Raw genomic sequence first — 22,899 nt, forward strand, 5'->3', positions numbered from 1 at the left:
TTCGTTCTATAGGGACGACGTGCCTTTGTGCTTCCCGCCACTGATCCGGATACCCAGAAATGAATGCTGAAGACTCCTTGAAACTTGCTCGCCGGTTTATCGGGTTGCCCCTGGAAAAGCGCCAGATGTTCCTTGCGGCCTTGCACAAGGAGGGCGTGGATTTTGCCCGGTTTCCGATCCCCGCAGGCGTCGACACCGAGGATCGCCAGGCACTGTCCTGTGCCCAGCAGCGCATGTGGTTTCTCTGGCAACTGGACCCGCACAGCGGCGCCTACAACCTGCCGGGCGCGGTGCGCCTGACCGGGCGCCTGAACCTGACGGCGCTGGAGCAGGGCTTTGCCAGCCTGGTGGCGCGTCATGAGACCCTGCGCACGGTGTTTGCCCGGCAGGCCGACGACAGCCTGTTGCAGGTGCCGGCCACCGCGCCTTTGCTGATCGATCACGTGGACTTCAGCGCCATGCCGCCCAGCGAGCACGAACAGGCCGTCGCCCAGGCCGCCGAAGAGCAATCGGTGCTGCCCTTCGATCTGGGCAGCGGGCCGCTGCTGCGGGTCACCTTGCTCAAGCTCGCCGAACAGGAACATGTGTTGCTGCTGACCCTGCACCACATCGTCTCCGATGGCTGGTCGATGAACGTGCTGATCGACGAATTCATCCGCTGCTACGACGCCTTCGATGCCGGCATGCAACCACAACTGCCGCCGCTGCCGATCCAGTACAGCGACTACGCCCTATGGCAGCGTCGCTGGCTGGAGGCCGGCGAGCAGGCGCGCCAACTCGACTACTGGCAGGCGCAACTGGGTAGCGAACATCCGGTGCTGGAACTGCCCACCGACCACCCGCGTCCGGCGATGCCGAGCTATCGCGGCACCCGCTACGAGTTCGCCGTCGACAGCCAGTTGGCCGAACAGCTGCGGACCACGGCGCAACAGCACAACATCACCTTGTTCATGCTGCTGCTCGGCGCCTTCAACGTGCTGCTGCACCGCTATACCGGGCAGCGCGACATCCGCGTCGGCGTGCCGATCGCCAACCGCAACCGCAGCGAAGTCGAAGGCCTGATCGGTTTCTTCGTCAACACCCAGGTATTGCGCACCCAACTGGACGGCCAGACCCGGGTCGACGAGTTGCTGCAACAGGTCAAGGAGACCGCCCTCGGCGCCCAGGCCCACCAGGAATTGCCGTTCGAGCGTCTGGTGGAAGCCTTGAAACTGGAGCGCAGCCTCAGCCACACGCCGCTGTTCCAGGTGATGTACAACCACCAGCCGCAGGTGGCGGACATTTCCACCGTCACCACCGAGTCCGGTTTGGCGCTTGGCGTGATCGAGTGGCAAGGGCGCACCACCCAGTTCGACTTGACGCTGGATACGTACGAGAAGGGTGGCAAGCTGCACGCCGCACTGACCTACGCCAACGACCTGTTCGACGCCGCGACCATCGCGCGCATGGCGCAGCACTGGACGCATGTGCTGCAAGGCATGGTCAGCGATGCCTCGCAGCGCATCAGCGACCTGCCGTTGCTGGAGCAGGCGGTATACCAGTGCATCGTCCATGACTGGAACCGCGCCGATGAACCCTTCGCGCAGGATCTGTGCATTCATCAGCTGATCGCCCGGCAGGCCGGCGCGACCCCGGATGCGTTGGCCGCGACCTTCGGCCAGCAACAGCTGACCTACCGCGAACTCGACGCACGGGCCAACCGCCTGGCACACAAGCTGATCGAACTGGGCGTCGGCCCGGAAGTGCGGGTCGGCGTGGCCATGCAGCGTTCCGAGCAACTGCTGGTGGCCTTGCTGGCGGTGCTCAAGGCCGGGGGTGCCTATGTGCCGCTCGACCCGGACTACCCGGCCGAGCGCGTCGCCTACATGCTCGAAGACAGCCGCGCCCTGGTACTGCTGAGCGAAAAAGCTGTGGCCGCCACCCTGTCCGTGCCGCACGACACGACCCTGTTGCTTCTGGACAGCCTCTCGCTGGACGCATACCCGGCCGGCGCCCCGACCACCCGCGTCACACCGGACAACCTCGCTTATGTGATCTACACCTCCGGTTCCACCGGCAAGCCCAAGGGTGTGGCCATCGCCCACCGCAACGTGCTGGCGCTGATCGACTGGTCGCGGTCGGTGTACAGCCGCGATGACATCCAGGGCGTGCTGGCCTCGACCTCGGTGTGCTTCGACCTGTCGGTGTGGGAGCTGTTCGTGACCCTGGCCAACGGTGGCTCGGTGATCATCGCCCGCAATGCCCTGGAACTGCCGCTGCTGCCGGCCCGGGATCAGGTGCGCCTGATCAACACCGTGCCGTCGGCGATCAATGCCTTGCAGCGCGACGGGCAGATCCCGCCGAGCGTGCGCATCATCAATCTGGCCGGCGAGCCGCTGAAGCAAAGCCTGGTGGATGCCCTGTATCAACAGTCGACCGTCGAGCATGTCTACGACCTCTACGGCCCCTCGGAAGACACCACCTATTCGACCTGGACCCGTCGCGAAGCCGGCGGCCGCGCCAACATCGGCCGCCCGCTCAAGCACACCGCCAGCTACCTGCTGGACGCCGACCTGCAACCGGTGCCGCAGGGCGTGTCCGCCGAGCTGTACCTGAGCGGCGCCGGTATCACCCGTGGTTACCTGGCGCGGCCCGGCCTGACCGCCGAGAAGTACGTGCCGAACCCGTTTTCCAGCACCGGCGAGCGCCTGTACCGCACGGGCGACCTGACCCGCTATCAGGCCGACGGCACCCTGCAATACGTCGGTCGCATCGACCATCAGGTCAAGGTGCGTGGTTTCCGTATCGAGCTGGGGGAAATCGAAGCGCGGCTGCTGCAACAGGACGCAGTGCGCGAACTGACGGTATTGGCACAGGACGGCGCCAGCGGTCAGCAACTGGTGGCCTACATCGTGCCGAGCGATCGGGCATTGCTGGATGACGTCGACGCACAAACGACTCAACGGGAAATCCTCAAGGCAGCCTTGCGACAGCACCTGCCGGACTACATGGTCCCGGCGTACCTGCTGTTCCTCGAACACTTGCCCCTGACCCCCAACGGCAAACTCGACCGCAAGGCCCTGCCGGCGGTTGACGGCACTACGCAACAGCGGGAACACGTCGCACCGCGCAGCGAACTGGAAAAGTCCCTCGCGGCGATCTGGCTGGAAGTGCTGTCCATCGACAACGTCGGCCTGGAAGACAACTTCTTCGAGCTGGGCGGTGATTCCATCGTGTCCATGCTAGTGGTCAGCCGCGCCCGCCAGGCCGGGATCGTGTTGAGCCCCAAGGACCTGTTCCAGCATCAGACCATCCGCAGCCTGGCCCAGGCCGCTCGCAGCGGCGAGCAATCGTCCATCGAGCAAGGTCCGGCCCACGGCGCGGTGGCGCTGGCGCCGGTGCAACAGTGGTTCTTCGAACAGGCCATTCCCCAGCGTCAGCACTGGAACCAGTCGCTGCTGCTGGTGCCGCGCGAGCCGCTGGACATCGAGGCGCTGGAGCGCGCCTTGTCACAACTGTTGAGCCAACACGACAGCCTGCGCCTGCGTTATCAACAGGCCGACGGCGGCTGGCAGCAAGCCTATGCCGCGCCGACTACCGACTCGGTGTTGTGGAGTCGTGCAGCGTCATCGGTCGAAGCGCTCAACACTTTGTGCGATGAGGCCCAGCGCAGTCTCGACCTGCAGAACGGTCCGTTGTTGCGGGCCTTGCATGTCAGCATGGCCGACGGCAGCGAGCGTTTGCTGCTGGTGGTCCATCACCTGGCGGTGGACGGCGTGTCCTGGCGCGTGTTGCTGGAAGACCTTCAGCAGTTCTACAACGGCGCCGCCGCGCCTGCGAAAACCAGCAGCTACCAGCGCTGGGTCGCGCGTTTGCAGGGTCACCTGAGCACCTTTGAACAGAGCCTCGATAACTGGCAGGCGCAACTGCAAGACGCACCGGCCGACCTGCCGTGCGAGCGCCCGGAAGGTGCGCTGGAAAACCGTTTCGAACACAAGCTCGAAATCAGGCTCGACAGCGAACAGACCCGCAAGCTGCTGCAACAGGCCCCGGCGGCCTATCGCACCCAGGTCAATGATTTGCTGTTGACCGCCCTGGCTCGCGCCGTCTGCCTCTGGAGCGGGCAGGGCAGCACGCTGATCCAGCTCGAAGGCCATGGTCGCGAAGACCTGTTCGAAGACGTCGACCTGACCCGCACGGTCGGATGGTTCACCAGCCTGTTCCCGGTCAACCTCAAGCCCGCCGCCGATCTTGGCGCGTCGATCAAATCCATCAAGGAACAGTTGCGAGCCGTGCCGGACAAGGGCCTGGGTTATGGCGCGCTGCGCTACCTGGGCAGTGCGCAGACCCGTGCCGGTCTGGCGGCGTTGCCGCAGCCGCGCATCACCTTCAACTACCTGGGGCAGTTCGACCGTCAATTCGATGAGGGCGCGCTGTTCACGCCCTCCACCGAAGGCAATGGCATCGCCCAGGATCCGTCGGCACCGCTGGGCAACTGGCTGGTGGTCGAAGGCCAGGTCTACGGCGGCGAACTGTCCCTGAGCTGGGGCTTCAGCCGCGAGATGTTCGACAGCGCGACTATCCAGTGTCTGGCCGACGATTACGCCCGGGAGTTGAACGCACTGATCGAGCACTGCTGCGCCCTGGAAGCACCGCAAGCCACGCCATCGGACTTCCCGCTGGCGCGCATCAGCCAGGCGCAACTCGACGGCCTGCCGCTGGACATCGCCCGGCTCGAAGATCTGTATCCGCTGTCGCCGATGCAGCAGGGCATGCTGTTCCATACCCTCTACGAACCCCAGGTGGGCGCCTATATCAGCCAGTTGCGCCTGGACATCGGCGGGCTGAACACCGAGCGTTTCGCCAGCGCCTGGCAAGCGGCGCTTGAGCGGCATGAGATCCTGCGCAGCAGCTTCCACTGGCAAGGCCTCGACACCGCGCATCAGGCGATTGCCCGGCACGTCGAGTTGCCCCTCGAAGTGCTGGACGCCACCGACACCGACGCGCTGGCCGATGCCGAACGCGCGCAAGGTTTCGAGCTGGGTGTGGCGCCACTGCTGCGCTTGAAGCTGGTGCGCACCGGCGCCAACGACTGGCACCTGATCTACACCAGCCACCACATCCTGATGGACGGCTGGAGCAACGCGCAGTTGCTGTCCGAAGTGATCCAGCACTACGCCGCCGGGCAGTCGCTGCCGGCACCCGGCGGACACTACCGCGATTACCTGGGCTGGTTGCAGCAGCAATCGGCCGAGGCCGGCGAGCAATTCTGGAAAGCCGCGCTGGCGCCGCTGGAGGCACCGACCTTGCTGGCCGAAGCCCTGCGTCCACCGGTTGGCATCCAGGGCAATGCAGAACATCGCGTCAGCCTCGAGAGCAGCGCGACCCAACGCCTGGCCGAGTTCTCCCGGCAGCAGAAAGTCACCCTCAACACCCTGCTGCAAGCGGCGTGGAGCCTCTTGCTGCATCGCTACACCGGCCAGGATTGCGTGGTGTTCGGCGCCACCGTGGCCGGCCGTTCGGCGCCGTTGCCGGGGATCGAGGAACAGCTCGGCCTGTTCATCAACACCCTGCCGCTGGTGTGCGCGATCAAGCCGGACCAGAGCGTCAGTCAGTGGCTGGACGAACTGCAAGGGCTGAACCTGGCCATGCGCGAGTTCGAGCATGTGCCGCTGTACGACATTCAGGGCTGGGCGCAGCAACAGGGTTCTGTGTTGTTCGACAGCCTGCTGGTGTTCGAAAACTTCCCCGTCGCCCAAGCGCTGAAGCAGGGCGCGCCGGCGGGGCTGTCGTTCGGCAACCTGCACAACCACGAACGCACCCACTATCCGCTGACCCTCGGTATCGAATTGGGCGAAGGCCTGGGGCTGGATTTCAGCTATGACACCGCGCGCTTCAGCGCCGCGCAGATCGCTCGACTGTCGGCCAACCTGCAGCACCTGCTGACGCAACTGGTGACGTCGCCGCAGGCCGCATTGGGCTCGCTGGAACTGCTCGACGACGATGGCAAAAACGCGGTGCTCGCGATCAGCCAGCCACCGGCGATTGAGTTATCCACAACGCTTCTGGCCCACGAACGAATCGCCGCCCAAGCCGCTGCCACGCCGGACGCACTGGCGTTGCAGGTCGATGGCCATTCCCTCAGCTACGGCCAACTGAATGCGCAAGCCGACCGCCTGGCCCAGCGCCTGATCGACCACGGCGCCGGTCCCGGCAAGCGTATCGGCCTGGCCGTGCGTCGCGGTCCGCAGCTGATCGTCAGCTTGCTGGCCGTGCTGAAAAGCGGCGCCGCCTACGTACCCCTCGACCCGAAATACCCAACCGAACGCCTGGCCTACATGATCGACGACAGCCGCCTCGACCTGCTGCTGCACGAGTCCGGCCTGCTCGAAGATATTCAAGGCGTATCCCGCCTAACCCTCGAAGACACCACACCCCCTGTGGCCACCCCTGTGGGAGCAAAGCTTGCTCGCGATAGCGTTCTCCCCGCCGCCGAAGATCTCGCCTACATCATCTACACCTCCGGCTCCACCGGCCAACCCAAAGGCGTCGCCATCACCCACGGCGCCCTGCGCGAGTTCTGCGAGACCGCCGCCGACTACTCGGTGCTCACATCCAAAGACCGCGTCCTGCAATTCGCCACCTTCAGCTTCGATGGCTTCGTCGAACAATGCTTCCCGGCGCTGTGCGTCGGCGCGGCGTTGATCATGCGTGGCGATGACCTGTGGGACGTTGGCCGACTGGCTGCGGAAATCGTTGAGCAAGGCGTCACTGTGGCCGATTTGCCGGCCGCCTACTGGTTCCTCCTCGCCCGGGAATGCGCCGGCGCAGTGGTGCGAAACCTCGGCAATCTGCGTCAGGTCCACGTCGGCGGCGAAGCCATGTCGGTGGAAGGCCTGCGCCTGTGGCATCAGGCCGGCCTCGGCCACGTGCGCCTGCTCAACACCTACGGCCCGACCGAGGCCACGGTGGTGTCCAGCGTGCACGACTGCCAGTTGAGCGATGCCAGCGATGCCTTCGGCATTCCGATCGGCCGCGCCATCGCCGGGCGTTCGCTGCACGTGCTGGACGCGGCAGGCCAGCTGATGCCGGCCGAGGGTGTCGGCGAACTGTGCATCGGCGCGCCGGCCTGCCTGGCGCAAAGCTATTTCGACCGCCCGGCACTGACCGCCGAGCGCTTCCTGCCGGACCCGTTTTCTCCCGAGCCGGGGGCGCGGCTGTACCGCAGTGGCGACCTGGCGCGCTACAACGCGGACGGCAATCTGGAATACGTCGGGCGCATCGACCATCAGGTGAAAATCCGCGGTTTCCGTATCGAAATGGGCGAAATCGAAGCCTGCCTGCAAGCCCGGGATGAAGTGCGGGAAGCCGCCGTCATCGCCCAGGATGGCACGCAACTGGTGGCGTACATCGTCGCCAGTGGTGCAGTGGCTTCAGCAACGGAGTATCTGGAAGGCCTCAAAACGGCAATGCGCCAATCCTTGCCGGACTACATGGTGCCCAGCCACCTGGTCCTGCTGGACAAGCTGCCGCTGAACAACAACGGCAAACTCGACCGCAAGGCCCTGCCACGGGCCGAGGCGGCAACGACTCAACGCGACTTCGTGGCCCCGGCACCCGGGCTGGAAACGCAACTGGCGCAGATCTGGCAAGCCGTGTTGCAGGTCGAGCAAGTGGGCCGCGACGACAACTTCTTCGCCTTGGGCGGCCATTCGTTGCTGGTGCTGCAAGTGATCTCCCGCGTGCGCCAGCAATTGCAGATCGAGCTGTCGGTGAGCAGCCTGTTCACCGCCGCGAATCTGCAGGTATTTGCCGAGCGTGCCGCGCAAGCGACGGCCAGCGCTCAACCGCTGCTGCAACGCGTAGCGGACGATCAGCCACGGATCCTGTCCTACGCCCAGCAACGCCAGTGGATTCTCTGGCAACTGGACCCGCACAGCGCGGCCTACAACATTCCGGCGGCGTTGCGCCTCAAGGGCCCGCTGAACCGCGACGCCCTGCGCAAAGCCTTTGCGCAGTTGCAGGTGCGCCACGAAACCCTGCGCACCACCTTCGAACAGGACGGTCAGCAGGCGCGGCCGGTGGTGCACGTCGAACTGCCGATGCAATTCAACGAACGGTCAATCGCTGAGTCAGCGATCAACGGCGCCGTGGCCGAAGCCATTGCCCAACCGTTCGACCTGCGCAACGGCCCGCTGTGGCGTGCATGGCTGCTGCAAGTCGGCGCCGAGGACCATGTGCTGGTGCTCACCGTGCACCACATCGCCGCCGATGGCTGGTCGATGCAGGTGATGGTCGACGAGTTCAGCGCCCTGTATCAGGCCGCCGTGACAGGCAGCGCTGCCAACCTCGCGGCACTGCCGGTGGCCTACAGCGACTACGCCCGCTGGCAGCGCGACTGGCTGGAAGCCGGGGAGGGCGCACGCCAGTTGGCCTGGTGGCGCGAGCAATTGCAGGGCAGCCAGGCACCGCTGGAGTTGCCCAGCGAACTGAGCCGTCCGGCCCGTCGCAACGGGCGCGGCGCCAGCCTGACGCTGAACGTGGATCGCCCGTTGCTGGCCGGCTTGCGCGCGAGGGCGCAGGAACAGCAGGTGACGCTGTTCATGCTGTTGCTGGCCAGTTTCCAGACTGTGTTGCATCGCCAGAGCGGGCAATCGGGCATCAGCGTCGGCGTGCCGAGCGCCGGCCGTTCGCGCCTGGAAACCGAAGGCCTGATCGGCTTCTTCATCAACACCCAGGTGCTGCGCACTGAGATCGACGGGCAGCAGCCGTTCAGCACCTTGCTGCAACAGGTCAAACGCACCGCGCTGGCAGCACAGGCCCATCAGGACCTGCCATTCGAGCAACTGGTCGACGCCTTGCAGCCGGACCGCAGCCTCAACCACAGCCCGTTGTTCCAGGTGCTCTACAACCACCAGCAGCAACTGGGGGCCAGCGTCGAGCGCAACGTGGCGGGCTTGCAGGTCGAGCGTCTGCATTGGCAGCAGCACGCTGCGCAATTCGATCTGGTGCTCGATACCCAGGAGCAGGGTGATGTACTGGATGCCAGCCTGAGCTACGCCACCGATCTGTACGACGAGGCCTCGATGCAGCGCCTCGCCGAGCAGTGGCTGAACCTGCTGCGCGGGGTGGTCGCCGATCCGGGGCAGCGCGTCGCCGAATTGCCTTTGCTGCAAACGCCGCAATACGAGGGACTGATCCAGCACTGGAACCCGGCGTTTCAGGCGCAACCCGCCTCGCCAACCTTGCATCAGCTGTTCGAAGCCCAGGCCGCACAACGGCCGACCGCCATCGCCCTGAGCTACGAAGGCGAGCACCTGAGCTACGCCGCCCTCAACGCCCAGGCCAACCGCCTGGCGCGCAAGCTGCGCGAGCAGGGCGTCGGCCCGGAAGTGCGGGCGGGCATCGCCACCGAGCGGGCGATGCCGCTGGTGGTCGGTTTGCTGGCGATTCTCAAGGCTGGTGGCGCCTACGTGCCGCTGGACCCGCATTACCCGGCCGAGCGCCTGAGCTACATGATCGAAGACAGCGGCATCGCGTTGCTGTTGACCCAAACTCATCTGATCGATGGCCTGCCGGCCCGCGATGGCTTGCAGGTGCTGGACCTGACGTCCTTGCAACTGGACAGCTACGACAGCGTCAACCTGCCAACCCTGTCGACCCCGGACAACCTCGCCTACGTGATCTACACCTCCGGTTCCACCGGGCGACCTAAGGGCGCATTGCTCAGCCATGGCAACGTCGGGCGTCTGCTGTCCGCCACCGCCGCCGAATTCAATTTCGATGCGGACGATGTCTGGACCCTGTTCCATTCCTGTGCCTTTGATTTCTCGGTGTGGGAACTGTTCGGCGCGCTATGCACCGGCGGGCGCCTGGTGATCGTGCCGTACTACATCAGCCGCGAGCCGCAGGCGTTCCACCGCCTGCTCTGCGATGAAGGGGTGACGGTGTTGAACCAGACCCCGACCGCGTTCCGCCAGCTGCTGCCAATTGCCTGCGCCAGCCCGCAGAACCTGGCGCTGCGCCAGGTGATTTTCGGTGGCGAGGCGCTGGAAGTGGCCAGCCTGCGGCCATGGTTCGAACGCTTCGGCGACCAGCAGCCCACCCTGGTGAACATGTACGGCATCACCGAAACCACGGTGCACGTGACCTACCGCGCGATCCGCCGGGCCGACCTCGATGGCAAGGCGCAGAGCCCCATCGGCCTGCCGATCCGTGACCTGCGCTGGTACTTGCTCGACAGCCAGTTGCAACCGGTGCCGGTGGGGGTCGCGGGTGAGTTGTATATCGCCGGTGCCGGTCTGGCGCGGGGTTATCACGGGCGTTTCGGCCTGACCGCCGAGCGTTTTGTGCCGAGCCCGTTCGAGCCCTCCCAGCGCCTGTATCGCAGCGGCGACCTGGCGCGCCAGCGCGGCGACGGCAGCATCGATTACCTCGGCCGTATCGACCAGCAAGTGAAGATTCGCGGCTTCCGCATCGAACTGGGCGAGATCGAAGCGGCGCTGCTCGCACAACCGGGCGTGCGTCAGGCAGTGATCAGCGTGCACACCGGCGACGGCGGGCCGCAGCTCTGTGCCTACGTGGTGGCCGAGCAGGCCCCGAGCGACCCGATCAGCTGGCGCGACAATCTGCGAGCCGCGCTCAAGGTCGAGCTGCCGGACTACATGGTGCCCAGCCACTGGCTGCTGCTCGATGACCTGCCGCTGACCGGCAACGGCAAGCTCGACCGCAAGGCCCTGCCGCTGCCGGATGCCGAGGACTGGCAGCGTCCGTTCGAAGCCCCCGAGGGCGAGCTGGAACAGCAACTGGCCGCGATTTGGGCCGAGGTGCTGGGCGTGGCGCGGATCGGCCGGCGCGACAACTTCTTCGAATTGGGCGGGCATTCGCTGCTCGCCGCCCAGGCCAGCGCCCGGGTGGAACTGCAACTGGGCATCGAGCTGCCGCTGCGCGCGCTGTTCGAAACCCATGACCTTCAGGCTTATGCCGCCCTGGCCGGGCAACAGGCCCCGACTGACAACGATGCCCGTCTGGATGCGCTTGAGTCGCTCCTCGACGAGATGGAGATCAACTGATGGAACACACCACCGCCATGCGTATCGCCACCCGCTTCGCCGGCCTGCCCGCCGACAAGCGCCGCGAATTTCTGACACGCATGCAGGAGCAGGGCGTGAGCTTCGGCCAACTGCCGATTCCGCCCGCCACCGAGCCGCAAGCGAGCTTCGAACTGTCCTACGCGCAGCAGCGCCAGTGGTTCCTCTGGCAGATCGATCAACAGGGCAGCGCCTACAACATTCCTGCGGTTCTGCGCCTGCACGGCGCGCTGAACCTGGCTGCGCTGCAACAGAGTTTCGACGTGCTGCTGGAGCGGCACCAGAGCTTGCGCAGCCGTTTTGTCGAGGACGATGGCCAGGTGATGCAGACACTGGCCTCGTGCGCCTCGTTGTCCATCGAACAGCATGATTTGCGCGACCTGCCGCAGCCTTTCGAATCGGCGATGAAAGAAGTCGAAGCGCACATCGCCCGGCCGTTCGATCTGCAGCACGGCCCGCTGCTGCGCGTCAGCCTGCTGCAACTGGATTTTGATGACCACGTGCTGGTGCTGACCCTGCACCACATCGTCACCGACGGCTGGTCCATGGGCGTGCTGGTCGAGGAGTTTTCCCGTCTGTATGCCGCTCACTGCCAGGGGCAGAGCGCTGAGCTTGAAGCCTTGCCGATCCAGTATTCGGACTACGCCGCCTGGCAGAAGCGCTGGATGGAAGCGGGGGAGCTGGAGCGCCAGTTGAACTGGTGGAAGGAAAAGCTCGGCAGCGAACAGCCGTTGCTGGAATTGCCCACCGATCGTCCACGCCCCGCGCAACCGAGCCAGCAGGGGGCGCGGCTGGACTTTGCCCTGGATAACGCACTCTCCAGCGGCCTGATGGCCCTGGCCAAACAGCGCGGTGTCACGCCCTTCATGCTGTTGCTGGCGAGCTTCCAGGCCCTGTTGTACCGCTACAGCGGCCAGTCCGACCTGCGCATCGGCGTCCCCATCGGCAACCGCAACCGCACGGAAACCCGAGGCCTGATCGGCTTCTTCGTCAACACCCAGGTGATGCGCGCCGAGCTGGACGGACGGCTTGCTTTCGACAAGCTGCTGGAGCAGACCCGCGCCGCGTCGCTGGATGCCCAGGCCTATCAGGACCTGCCGTTCGAGCGCCTGGTGCAGGCGCTGCAAGGCGAGCGCAGCCTGAGCCACAGTCCGCTGTTCCAGGTGATGTTCAACCACCAGCAAGCGCGGCCGGCGGCGGTCAGCGGCTTGCTCGCGGGCCTGCGCGTCGAAGCGCTGAACGCCACCGCGCCGACCACCCAGTTCGACCTGCAACTGGACACCCAGGAAGAGGGCGACAACCTGTTCGCCAGCCTGACCTACGCCACCGATTTGTTCGACGCCGAGCGCATCGAGTGTATGGCTCGCCATTGGCGCAACCTGTTGGCCGGCGTATTGGCCAACCCGCAAACCCTGATTGCCGAACTGCCGTTGCTGGACGCTGACGAACGCCTGCGCATCCTCGACGACCTCAACGACACCGCCACCAGCTATCCGGGCGAAGTCTGCGTGCAACGGCATTTCGAAGAGCGTGTTGTTGAAGATCCTGAGGCGACGGCCTTGGTTTTTCAGGGCCAGAGCCTGAGCTACGCCGAGCTGAACCTGCGCGCCAACCGCTTGGCCCATCACCTGCGCGCCCAGGGTGTCGGCCCGGAAGTGATCGTGGGGATTGCCTGCGAGCGCTCCTTTGAAATGGTCGTCGGCCTGCTGGCGATCCTCAAGGCCGGCGGCGCCTATGTGCCGCTGGACCCGGAATACCCGCTGGATCGCCTGAGCTACATGATCGAGGACAGCGGCATTTCGCTGTTGCTGACCCAGCAACATCTGCTGGCGCAACTGCCGACACCGGACAGCGTGCGCACCCTGTGCCTGCACAACGACGCCCACTGGCTGAGCGAGCTGCCAGGGACTGACCCTGTCAATCTGGCGGTGGCGGAAAACCTCGCCTACATGATTTACACCTCCGGCTCCACCGGCAAACCCAAGGGTGCCGGCAACCGCCATGTGGCACTGCACAACCGCCTGGAGTGGATGCAAGCCGCCTACAACTTGCAGCCTGCGGACCGCGTGCTGCAAAAAACGCCGTTCAGTTTCGACGTGTCTGTGTGGGAGTTCTTCTGGCCGCTGATGAAAGGCGCGACCCTGGTCATTGCAGCGCCGGGTGAACACCGCGATCCGCAACGCCTTGCCGCGCTGATCGTCGAGCAGACGATCACCACGCTGCACTTCGTGCCGTCGATGCTCCAGGCGTTCATCGCAGCCGACGAAGCACAGGCCTGCACCTCGCTGACCCGGATCATTTGCAGCGGCGAAGCGCTGCCGATGGAACTGCAACGCCAGACTTTGCGCAGCCTGCCGCAAGCCAATCTGTACAACCTCTATGGCCCGACCGAAGCGGCTATCGACGTCACCCACTGGACCTGTGTGGAGGAGGGCCGCGACAGCGTGCCGATCGGTCGGCCGATCGCCAACCTGCGCACCCTGATCCTCGACAGCGAATTGCAACCCTTGCCGCTGGGTGCGGTGGGTGAGCTGTATCTGGGCGGCGTCGGTCTGGCCCGTGGTTACCACAGTCGTGGCGCGCTGACTGCTGAGCGTTTCGTGGTCGATCCGTTCGGCAGCGGCGAACGCCTGTACCGCACCGGTGACCTGGCGCGCTACCGAGCCGATGGCGCCATCGACTACTGCGGGCGCATCGACCATCAGGTGAAGATTCGCGGCCTGCGCATCGAACTGGGTGAGATCGAAGCGCGCCTGCAAGAACATGCCGAGGTGCAGGAAGCCGTGGTGCTGGCCCTCGACGGCCCGAGCGGCAAGCAACTGGTGGCCTACGTCGTGCCGCAGGATCGTGCTCTGGTGATGGCCGATGCCGGGCAACAGGGCCTCTGGCGCGAAACCCTGAAAACTCATCTGCTCGGCAGCCTGCCGGATTACATGGTGCCGGCGCAGACCGTGCTGATCGAGCAGATGCCCCTGAGCCCCAACGGCAAACTGGAGCGCAAGCGCCTGCCGGCACCGACCGCGCAGGTCAGCCAGCGCGCCTTCGAGGCGCCACGCACCGCACACGAGCAAGTGCTGGCGCAGATCTGGCAGGACGTCCTGGGCGTCGAGCAGGTGGGGCGCCAGGACAATTTCTTCGAGCTGGGCGGCGACTCGATCATTTCGATCCAGGTGGTCAGCCGTGCCCGTCGCGCCGGCCTGAGCCTGCAACCGCGGGATCTGTTCCAGCAACAAACCCTGCAAGCCCTGGCCGCTGTCGTGAAAGAGCAAGCCGCACCGCTGGCACAACAAGGGCCGGTGGATGGTGTGCAAAAGCTCACGCCGATCCAGCGCTGGTTCTTCGAAGAACCGATCCCGCAACGCGCCCACTGGAACCAAGCAGTGCTGCTGACGCCACGGGAAGCCCTCGACTTGCCGCGCCTGCAAGGTGCCCTGCAACGCCTGCTCAAGCAGCACGATGCATTGCGCCTGCGCTTCAGTCAGGTCGACGGCCAATGGTCGGCGCGGTATGTCGGCGCCGACAGTGCCGACGTGATCGACATGCTCTGGACCGCCCGTGTCGCCAGCGATGCCTCGCTGGAGTCGGTGTGCGATGAAGCCCAGCGCAGCCTCAGCCTGCAAGACGGACCGCTGCTGCGGGTGGCGCTGATCGCCCAGGCCGATGGCTCGCAACGCCTGTTGCTGGTGATTCACCACCTGGCCGTGGACGGGGTGTCCTGGCGGGTGTTGCTGGAGGATTTGCAGGCTGCCTATCACGGGCAGGAACTGCCGGCAAAGACCAGCGCCTTCCAGGCCTGGGCTGACAAGCTCGATGCCTATGCACATTCCGAAGGGGCCGCTAATGAGTTGAGCTGGTGGCAGGACCAGTTGTCCAGTGCCAGCGATTCGCTGCCGGCGGCCAATGCGCAGGCCAGTCAGGCCGGGCATCTGCGCCAAGGCGTGAGCATCGGCCTGGATCGAGAGCAAACAACCCGGCTGCTGCAACAGGTTCCGGCGATCTACCGCACTCAAGTGAACGACCTGCTGCTGACCGCGTTGGCCCGCACCCTCAGCCGCTGGACCGGCAACGAATCCGCGCTGATCCAACTCGAAGGCCATGGTCGCGAGGAGCTGTTCGACGACATCGACCTGACTCGCACCGTCGGCTGGTTCTCCAGCCTGTTCCCGGTGCGCCTGACACCCACTGCCGACCTCGGCGGTTCGATCAAGGCCATCAAGCAGCAACTGCGGGAAATCCCCGGCAAAGGCCTGGGCTACGGCCTGCTGCGCTATATGGGCGATGCCACGGCGCAAGCGGCGCTGGCCGCATTGCCGCAGGCGCGGGTGACCTTCAACTACCTCGGCCAGTTCGATCAGAGCTTTGCCGAGGACGCGCTGTTCACTCCTGCGAAAGAGTCCAGCGGCGCCGCGCAATCGGCGGATGCACCGTTGCCCAACTGGCTGTCGGTGGACGGTCAGGTGTATGGCGGCGAACTGAAACTCGACTGGACCTTCAGCCGCGAATGCTTCGAGCGCAGTGAGATCGAAACCCTGGCGGCGGATTTCCGCACTGAATTGCTCGCGCTGATCGAGCATTGCCTGAGCGAGGGCGCGGGTGGCGTGACCCCGGCGGATTTCCCGCTGGCGCGTTTGAATCAGGCGCAGCTCGACAGTCTGCCGGTGCCACCTGCGCAGATCGAAGACCTGTATCCGCTGTCACCGATGCAGGCCGGTCTGTTGTTCCACAGCCTCTACGAATCCGCCGCCGGCGCCTACGTGAACCAGCTCAGTGTCGAAGCCCGCGGTCTGGATGCCGAGCGCCTGGGCCGTGCCTGGCAGGCGGTGCTCGACAATCACGCGATCCTGCGCAGCAGTTTCCACTTCCCGGAAGGTTTCGAGGCGCCGATGCAACTGGTGCACCGTCAGCTGCCGCTGCCGTTCTCATGCCTGGACTGGCGCCACCGCGACGATCAAGCCCAGGCGCTGGCTCAACTGATCGACAGCGAACGCCTGCAACTGGACCCGAGCCGCGCGCCGCTGATGCGCCTGACGCTGGTGCGTCTGGACGAAGAGCGCCAGCAACTGATCTACACCCACCATCACCTGCTGCTCGATGGCTGGAGTAATTCGCTGCTGCTCAGTGAAGTGCTGCAGCGTTACGCCGGGCAAGAAGTGCAGGCGCCTACCGGGCGTTTCGCCGATTACGTCGGCTGGCTGCAACGTCAGGATGCCGAGGCCGACGAGCTGTTCTGGCGCGAGCAACTGGCGAGCCTCGACAACCCGACGCTGCTGGCCCAAAGCCTGGGGTATCACCAGCGGCTGTCGGACTCGGAGTTTGCCGATCATCGCCAGACCTTCGATGTCGCCACCACCCAGCGCTTCAGCGACTTTGCCCGCCAGCAAAAAGTGACCCTCAATACGCTGGTGCAAGGCGCCTGGGCGCTGTTGCTGCAACGCTACAGCGGCCAACGCAGCGTGGCGTTCGGCGCCACGGTGGCGGGGCGCCCGGTGGATTTGCCGGGGGCAGAAAGCCAGCTTGGCCTGTTCATCAACACCTTGCCGGTGATCAGCAGCCCCGACGCGGTGGAAAGCGTCGAGCAATGGTTGAGCCGTTTGCAGGCGCAGAACCTGGAGCTGCGCGAGCACGAATTCACCGCGCTGGGCGACATTCAGCGCTGGGCCGGGCGTGCCGGCGAGCCGCTGTTCGACAGCCTGCTGGTGTTCGAAAACTTCCCGGTGGCCGAAGCGCTGCAACAGGGCGCACCGGCGGGCTTGAGCTTCTCCATCCCGCAGAACCACGAACGCACCAACTTCCCGCTGACCATTGCAGCCACGGCGGAAACCCGGTTGAGCCTGAACTGGAGCTACCAGTGCAGCCACTTCAGCGGCGATGCCATTGTGCGCATGAGCGAACATCTGGCCGCGCTGCTGGATGCGATGGTCGCCGCGCCACAGTCGGCCTTGAGTGAGCTGGACCTGCTGACCGCAGCGGAGCGAGCGCAGCAGTTGATCGAATGGAACCCGGCGTTCACCGTCGAGCAGAACCCGCTGTGCGTGCATCAACTGATCGAAGCCCAGGCCGAGATTCGACCGGATGCCACGGCGCTGATCTTCAACGATCTGGAACTGAGCTTCGACCAGCTCAACCGTCGCGCCAACCAGTTGGCCCATCGCCTGCGCGCACTGGGCATCGGCCCGGAAGTGCGGGTCGGTCTGGCGATGCAGCGCTCGCCGGAAATGATCATCGGCCTGCTGGCGATCCTCAAGGCCGGCGGCGCCTACGTGCCACTGGACCCGGCCTATCCGGCGGACCGCTTGCGTTACCTGATGGAAGACAGCGGCATTTCCCTGTTGGTCAGCCAATCCTGGCTGCGGGAAAAACTGCCGCTGCCTGAAGGCCTGTCGGTGCTGGACATCGACTGTGAGCCGCTGGCGGCCATGGCCGAGACCAACCCGGTCAACCTGACCTGCGGCGACAACCTTGCCTACCTGATCTACACCTCAGGCTCCACCGGCCGGCCGAAAGGCGTCAGCGTGGCCCACGGTCCGCTGGCCATGCACTGCGTGAAGATCGGCGAGCTGTACGGCATGACCCCGGACGACCGCGAACTGCAATTCGCCTCGATTAGCTTCGACGGCGCCCACGAACGCTGGCTGACGCCGCTGGTGTTCGGGGCGGCGGTGATGCCCCGCGACGACGAGTTGTGGAGCGTGGAACGCACCTGCGCCGAGATTGAAAAACACCGCATCACCATCGCCTGTTTCACCCCGACCTACCTGGGGCAAATCGCCGATTTCATGGGCGAAGCCGGGCGCGACCTGCCGATCCGTTCCTACACACCATGCGGCGAGGGGATGGCCAAGCATGCGTTTGACGAAGTGCAGCAGGTGCTGCAACCCAAGCGCCTGATCAACGGCTATGGCCCGACCGAAACGGTGATCACCCCGCTGATCTGGCTGGCCTACCCGGACACCGAGTTCGACTCGGCCTTCATGCCGATTGGCCGGCCGGTGGGCAATCGCAGCGCCTACATTCTCGACGGTGGCTTGCAGCCGCTGCCGGTGGGCGTGGCGGGCGAGTTGTACCTGGGCGGCGAGGGCGTGGCCCGTGGGTATCACCAGCGTCCGGACCTGACCGCCGAACGCTTTGTGCCCGATCCGTTCGTGCCCGGCGGGCGCCTGTATCGCAGCGGCGACCTCGCACGGTTCCGTGCCGATGGCGTCGTTGAATACCTTGGCCGTATCGATCAGCAGGTGAAGATTCGCGGTTTCCGTATCGAACTCGGCGAAATCGAAGCCTGTCTGGTCGAGCACCAAGGCGTGCGCGAAGCCTTTGTCATCGACCGTGAAGGCCCGGTGGGCCGTCAATTGGTCGGCTACGTGGTGCCTCGCGATCCGTTGGCCGATGAGCAGGACCTGCGTGACGCGTTGACGGCGCACCTGCGCAGCCGTTTGCCGGCGCACATGCTGCCGGCGCATCTGATGTGCCTGGCGGCGTTGCCACTGACGCCCAATGGCAAGCTGGATCGTCAGGGCTTGCCGGCACCTGAAGCGACTCGCCAGCGTGAGGATCAGGTGGCTGCCGCGTCGCCTGCCGAAGCGCTGCTGGTGGAGATCTGGAAAGAGCTGCTGGGCCTGGATTCGGTGGGCGTCACCGAGAACTTCTTCGAACTGGGCGGTGACTCGATCATCTCCTTGCAAGCGGTGAGCCGTGCAGGGCGGCGCGGGCTGGTGTTCAGTCCCAAGCAATTGTTCGAGCAGCAGACTATTCGTGCCCTTGCTTCGGTAGCCGACATCCGTGAAGCAGCAGTGTTGGAAGCACCGAAGGTTGAGGCTTTTGCGCTGGTTTCGCACATCGATGGTGCTGCCCGCGAAGGCCTGCAAGACCTTTATCCGCTGTCGCCGATGCAGCAGGGCATGTTGTTCCACTGCCTCGATTCGCCGGAGCTCAACCCCTACGTCAACCAGTTGAGCGTCGAGGTGGACGGCTTGCAGGTGCCGCGTTTCCGTGCGGCCTGGCAGTCGTTGATCGAGCGCCATGAAGTGCTGCGCGCGGCGTTCCGCTGGCGCGACGGTCTGGCCGATCCGCTGCAGGCGGTGTTCGCCGAGGTCGAGTTGCCGATCGAAGAGCTCGACTGGCGTGAGCGCACGAACACCGAACAGGCGCTGCATAAACTGGCGCAGGCCGAGCAGGCCAGGGGCTTCGACCTGAGTTGCCCGCCGCTGATGCGCTTCGTACTGGTGCGCCTGGGTGTAGACCGATACCAGATGATCTGGGTCTACCATCACCTGCTGCTCGATGGCTGGAGTGCGTCGCGCCTGTTGGGCGAGATGCTGCGCCTGTACCACCACGACAGCCTGCCGGCACTGACGGGGCGTTATGCCGACTACATCGCCTGGCTGCAACGCCAGGACGCTGCCCGGGCCGAAGGCTTCTGGCGCGAGCGCCTGGCTTTGCTGGAGGCGCCGACCATTCTGGCCAAGGCCTCCGGAGCCGCGGGTTCCGGCCACGGCGTGATGTACAGCGACCTCGACGCCGAGGCCACGGGCAAGCTGCAACGTTTCGCCAGGCGCCAGCGCGTGACCCTCAACACCCTGGTCCAAGGCGCCTGGCTGTTGCTGCTGCAACGTCACAGCGGTCAGCGCAGCGTCGCATTCGGGGCCACGGTGGCGGGGCGTCCGACCGGGCTGGCCGGTGCCCAGGACATGCTCGGCCTGTTCATCAACACCTTGCCGGTGATCCAGACCCTCGACCCGCAGCAACCGCTCGGCGAGTGGCTGCGTGAATTGCAGGACTACAACCTGAGCGTGCGCGACTACGAGCACACGCCGCTGTCCGATATCCAGCGCTGGGCCGGGCAGGGTGGCCAGGGCCTGTTCGACAGCATCATCGTCTTCGAAAACCACCCGGTGGACCGCGCACTCAAAGGCGGCGAGGAAGGCGAGCTGCGCTTTGCCGACGTCGGCAGCGGTGGCGTGACCAACTTCCCGATGGACTTGATGGTCAGCGCCAACGATGAAGGTCTGGAGGTGGAGTACCTGTACCTGCGTGATCGCTTCAGCGACGTGGAAGTCGAGCGCATTCGTGCGCAGCTGGAAGGCTTGCTGCGTGTCTTGCCGGAAGACGCTGACTGTCTGCTGGGCAATATCGGGCTGCCCGAGGCGCGCTTGAGCCTCCCGCGGGCCTGCGACGATCAAGCGGATTTGCTGCACAGCTTCAATCGGAATGTGATTGCGCAGCCGCAGAAAATCGCCTTGCTCTGTGAGGACCGCGAGGTCAGTTATGCGCAGCTTGAGGTGCAAGCCAATGCTCTGGCACAACAGCTGATCGCCCGTGGCATGGGTGCCGAAAGCCTGGTGGCGGTGGCGTTGCCGCGTTCCGAACGCACGATTGTCGCGTTCCTCGCGGTGCTCAAGGCCGGTGCGGCCTATCTGCCGCTGGACCTTGCGTACCCGGCCGAGCGACTGGCGTACATGCTCGGCGATTCGGCGGCGAGCCTGCTGATTTGCGACAGCGATCTGGGTGGGCGCCTGCCGCTGGCCGGCAGTCCGCCGCGTCTGCTGCTCGATCAGTTGACTGTTGCCGATGGCGCTGAATGCCCGGTTGCCAAGCCGTTGCCGGGGCATCTCGCCTATCTGATCTACACCTCCGGCTCCACCGGCCAACCCAAGGGCGTGGCCGTGGCGCGAGGACCGATTGCCCGGCACTGCCGCGGCATCATCGACCTCTACGAACTGGCCCCGCAAAGCCGCGAACTGCATTTCATGTCGTTCGCCTTCGACGGTGCCCAGGAGCGTTGGCTCAGCGTGCTGCTGGCCGGTGGCAGTCTGGTGATCCGCGAAGACAACCTGTGGACGCCTGAGCAAACCCTTCAAGTGCTGCATCGCCACAACGTCACCGTGGCCTGCTTCCCGCCGGCGTACCTGCAACAGATGGCCGAGGTGGCCGAGCGCCTGGGCAATCCGCCGGCGGTGCAGGTGTACTGCTTTGGCGGCGATGCGGTGCCGGATGCCAGCTTCGAGCAGGTCAAGCGCGCCTTGCGCCCGCAGCGGCTGGTCAACGGCTACGGCCCGACCGAAACCGTGGTCACACCGCTGCTGTGGCGGGCCGAGGCCAGCGAAAGTTGCGAGGCGGCCTACGCGCCGATTGGACGTGGCGTGGCGGGCCGTGGCCTGTACATCCTCGACGCCGATCTCAATCCGTTGCCGGTGGGTGTCAGCGGCGAGCTGTACCTGGGCGGCGAATGCCTGGCCCGTGGTTATCACCAGCGCCCGGGCCTGAGTGCCGAACGTTTCATCCCCGACCCGTTCGAGGCCGGTGGCCGCATGTACCGCACCGGTGACCTGGTGCGCCAGCGTGAATGCGGCTTGATCGATTACCTCGGCCGCCTCGATCAGCAAGTGAAGATTCGTGGGTTCCGCATCGAATTGGGCGAGATCGAAGCGCGCCTGCGTGAGTGCGCTGGCGTGCAGGATGCCGCCGTGGTGGTGCACGACACGCCGACTGGCAAGCAGCTTGTCGGGTACGTCGTTGCAATGGGCTCGAATGGGCTGGACCGACGCCTGAAGGCCGAGCTGCAAGCACAGCTGCCGGACTACATGGTGCCGGCGCGGATCCTGGTGCTGGAGCGCTTCCCGCTGTCGGCCAACGGCAAGCTCGACCGTCGCGCGCTGCCGCAGCCGGAATGGGCGCCGGGTGGTTATCGCGCGCCGCGCAACGCCCTGGAAACCGCGCTGGTGGCGATCTGGCAAGAGGTGCTCGGCGTGCCGCAGGTGGGCATCGACGACAACTTCTTCGAACTGGGCGGCGATTCGTTGCAGGTGCTCAAGGTCATCTCCCGGGTGCGCAGCCAGCCGCAACTGGGCTTCGAATTGAAGCTGAGGGACCTGATGCAGAAACCCTGCATCGCCGAACTCAGCGGCTATCAGGCTGCCGAGACTGCGAGCGCGCCGGACCCGTTGCTGGCCTTGAATGGCCGGGTCGCCAACGTGCCGGCGCTGTTCTGCCTGCACGCCGGTTTCGGCACGGTGTTCGACTACGAGCCGCTGGCGCGACGCCTGGAAGGTCGGCGCACGGTGTACGGCCTGCAATGCCGGATGCTGCTCGATCCGCAATGGCAGGATGAGTCGCTGCTGACCATGGCGCAGGCCTATGCGCAGCGGATTCGTGCACAGCAACCGCAAGGGCCGTACTACTTGCTGGGCTGGTCGCTGGGTGGTGCGTTGACCCAACTGGTGGCCCATGAGCTGGAGTCGCAAGGTCAGGCGGTGGCCTTTGCCGGGCTGGTCGACAGCTACGTGGCGGGCACGGCGGAGGCGGGGGACTGGCGTGAGGATCTGGCGGACTTCCTGAAGTTTGTCCTTGGTCAACCGTTTGAACAGGCACAGGCGCTGATTGCCGAAAAAGCCGCCGGCCTGAACGAGCGCAAAGGCGCCTCGGCGGTGATTGCCGCGGCCATGCACGGCGGCAATGGCCACGCAGCGCTGGGGGCGAGCGAACTGACGCAGATCTTCGCCACCGGTTCAGCGCTCAAGCAACTGGCCCTGGCGCAACGGCGACTGCCTAAGGTGCAGGTCGCGGCGCATCGCTGGTGGGTGGCCGGACGTGAGGATGAGCGTCGGGTGTTCGAGGCGCAGGTCGGGCATCACGGGGTGGATCGTTTGTTGGCCGGTGGGCATTACGAGTTGCTGCGGGGTGATGAGTTGCTGGGTCAGTTGGAGGACCTGCTGGAGCACCGCCTGATTACCGCATAACCACACACCCCCTGTAGGAGCGAGCCTGCTCGCGATGAGGGCCTGCCAGTCGACATCAACGTTGGCTGGCAGTCCGCTATCGCGAGCAGGCTCGCTCC

General features: G+C 65.4%; 2 protein-coding genes. Both read left to right on the forward strand.

All coding sequences use genetic code 11. The features are described 5' to 3' along the window. The first annotated feature begins 59 nt into the window (after nucleotides 1-59). Nucleotides 60-11,051 (forward strand): amino acid adenylation domain-containing protein, encoded by a 10,992-nt coding sequence (locus ABTV29_RS09045; protein WP_433769746.1) that lies wholly within the window; start codon nucleotides 60-62, stop codon nucleotides 11,049-11,051. After that, nucleotides 11,051-22,801, forward strand: coding sequence for a non-ribosomal peptide synthase/polyketide synthase (locus ABTV29_RS09050; RefSeq protein WP_433769747.1), 11,751 nt, complete (start codon nucleotides 11,051-11,053; stop codon nucleotides 22,799-22,801). The genes ABTV29_RS09045 and ABTV29_RS09050 overlap by 1 nt, the downstream gene beginning before the upstream one ends. Nucleotides 22,802-22,899: the final 98 nt, after the last annotated feature.

The sequence above is a fragment of the Pseudomonas putida genome (genome assembly GCF_050989985.1).
GTDB classification, from domain to species: domain Bacteria; phylum Pseudomonadota; class Gammaproteobacteria; order Pseudomonadales; family Pseudomonadaceae; genus Aquipseudomonas; species Aquipseudomonas putida_AI.

Excerpts from the sequence above, each read along its gene's own strand:
- ABTV29_RS09045 (WP_433769746.1), top strand. The coding sequence starts at position 60 with ATGAATGCTGAAGACTCCTTGAAACTTGCTCGCCGGTTTATCGGGTTG.
- ABTV29_RS09050 (WP_433769747.1), top strand. The coding sequence starts at position 11,051 with ATGGAACACACCACCGCCATGCGTATCGCCACCCGCTTCGCCGGCCTG.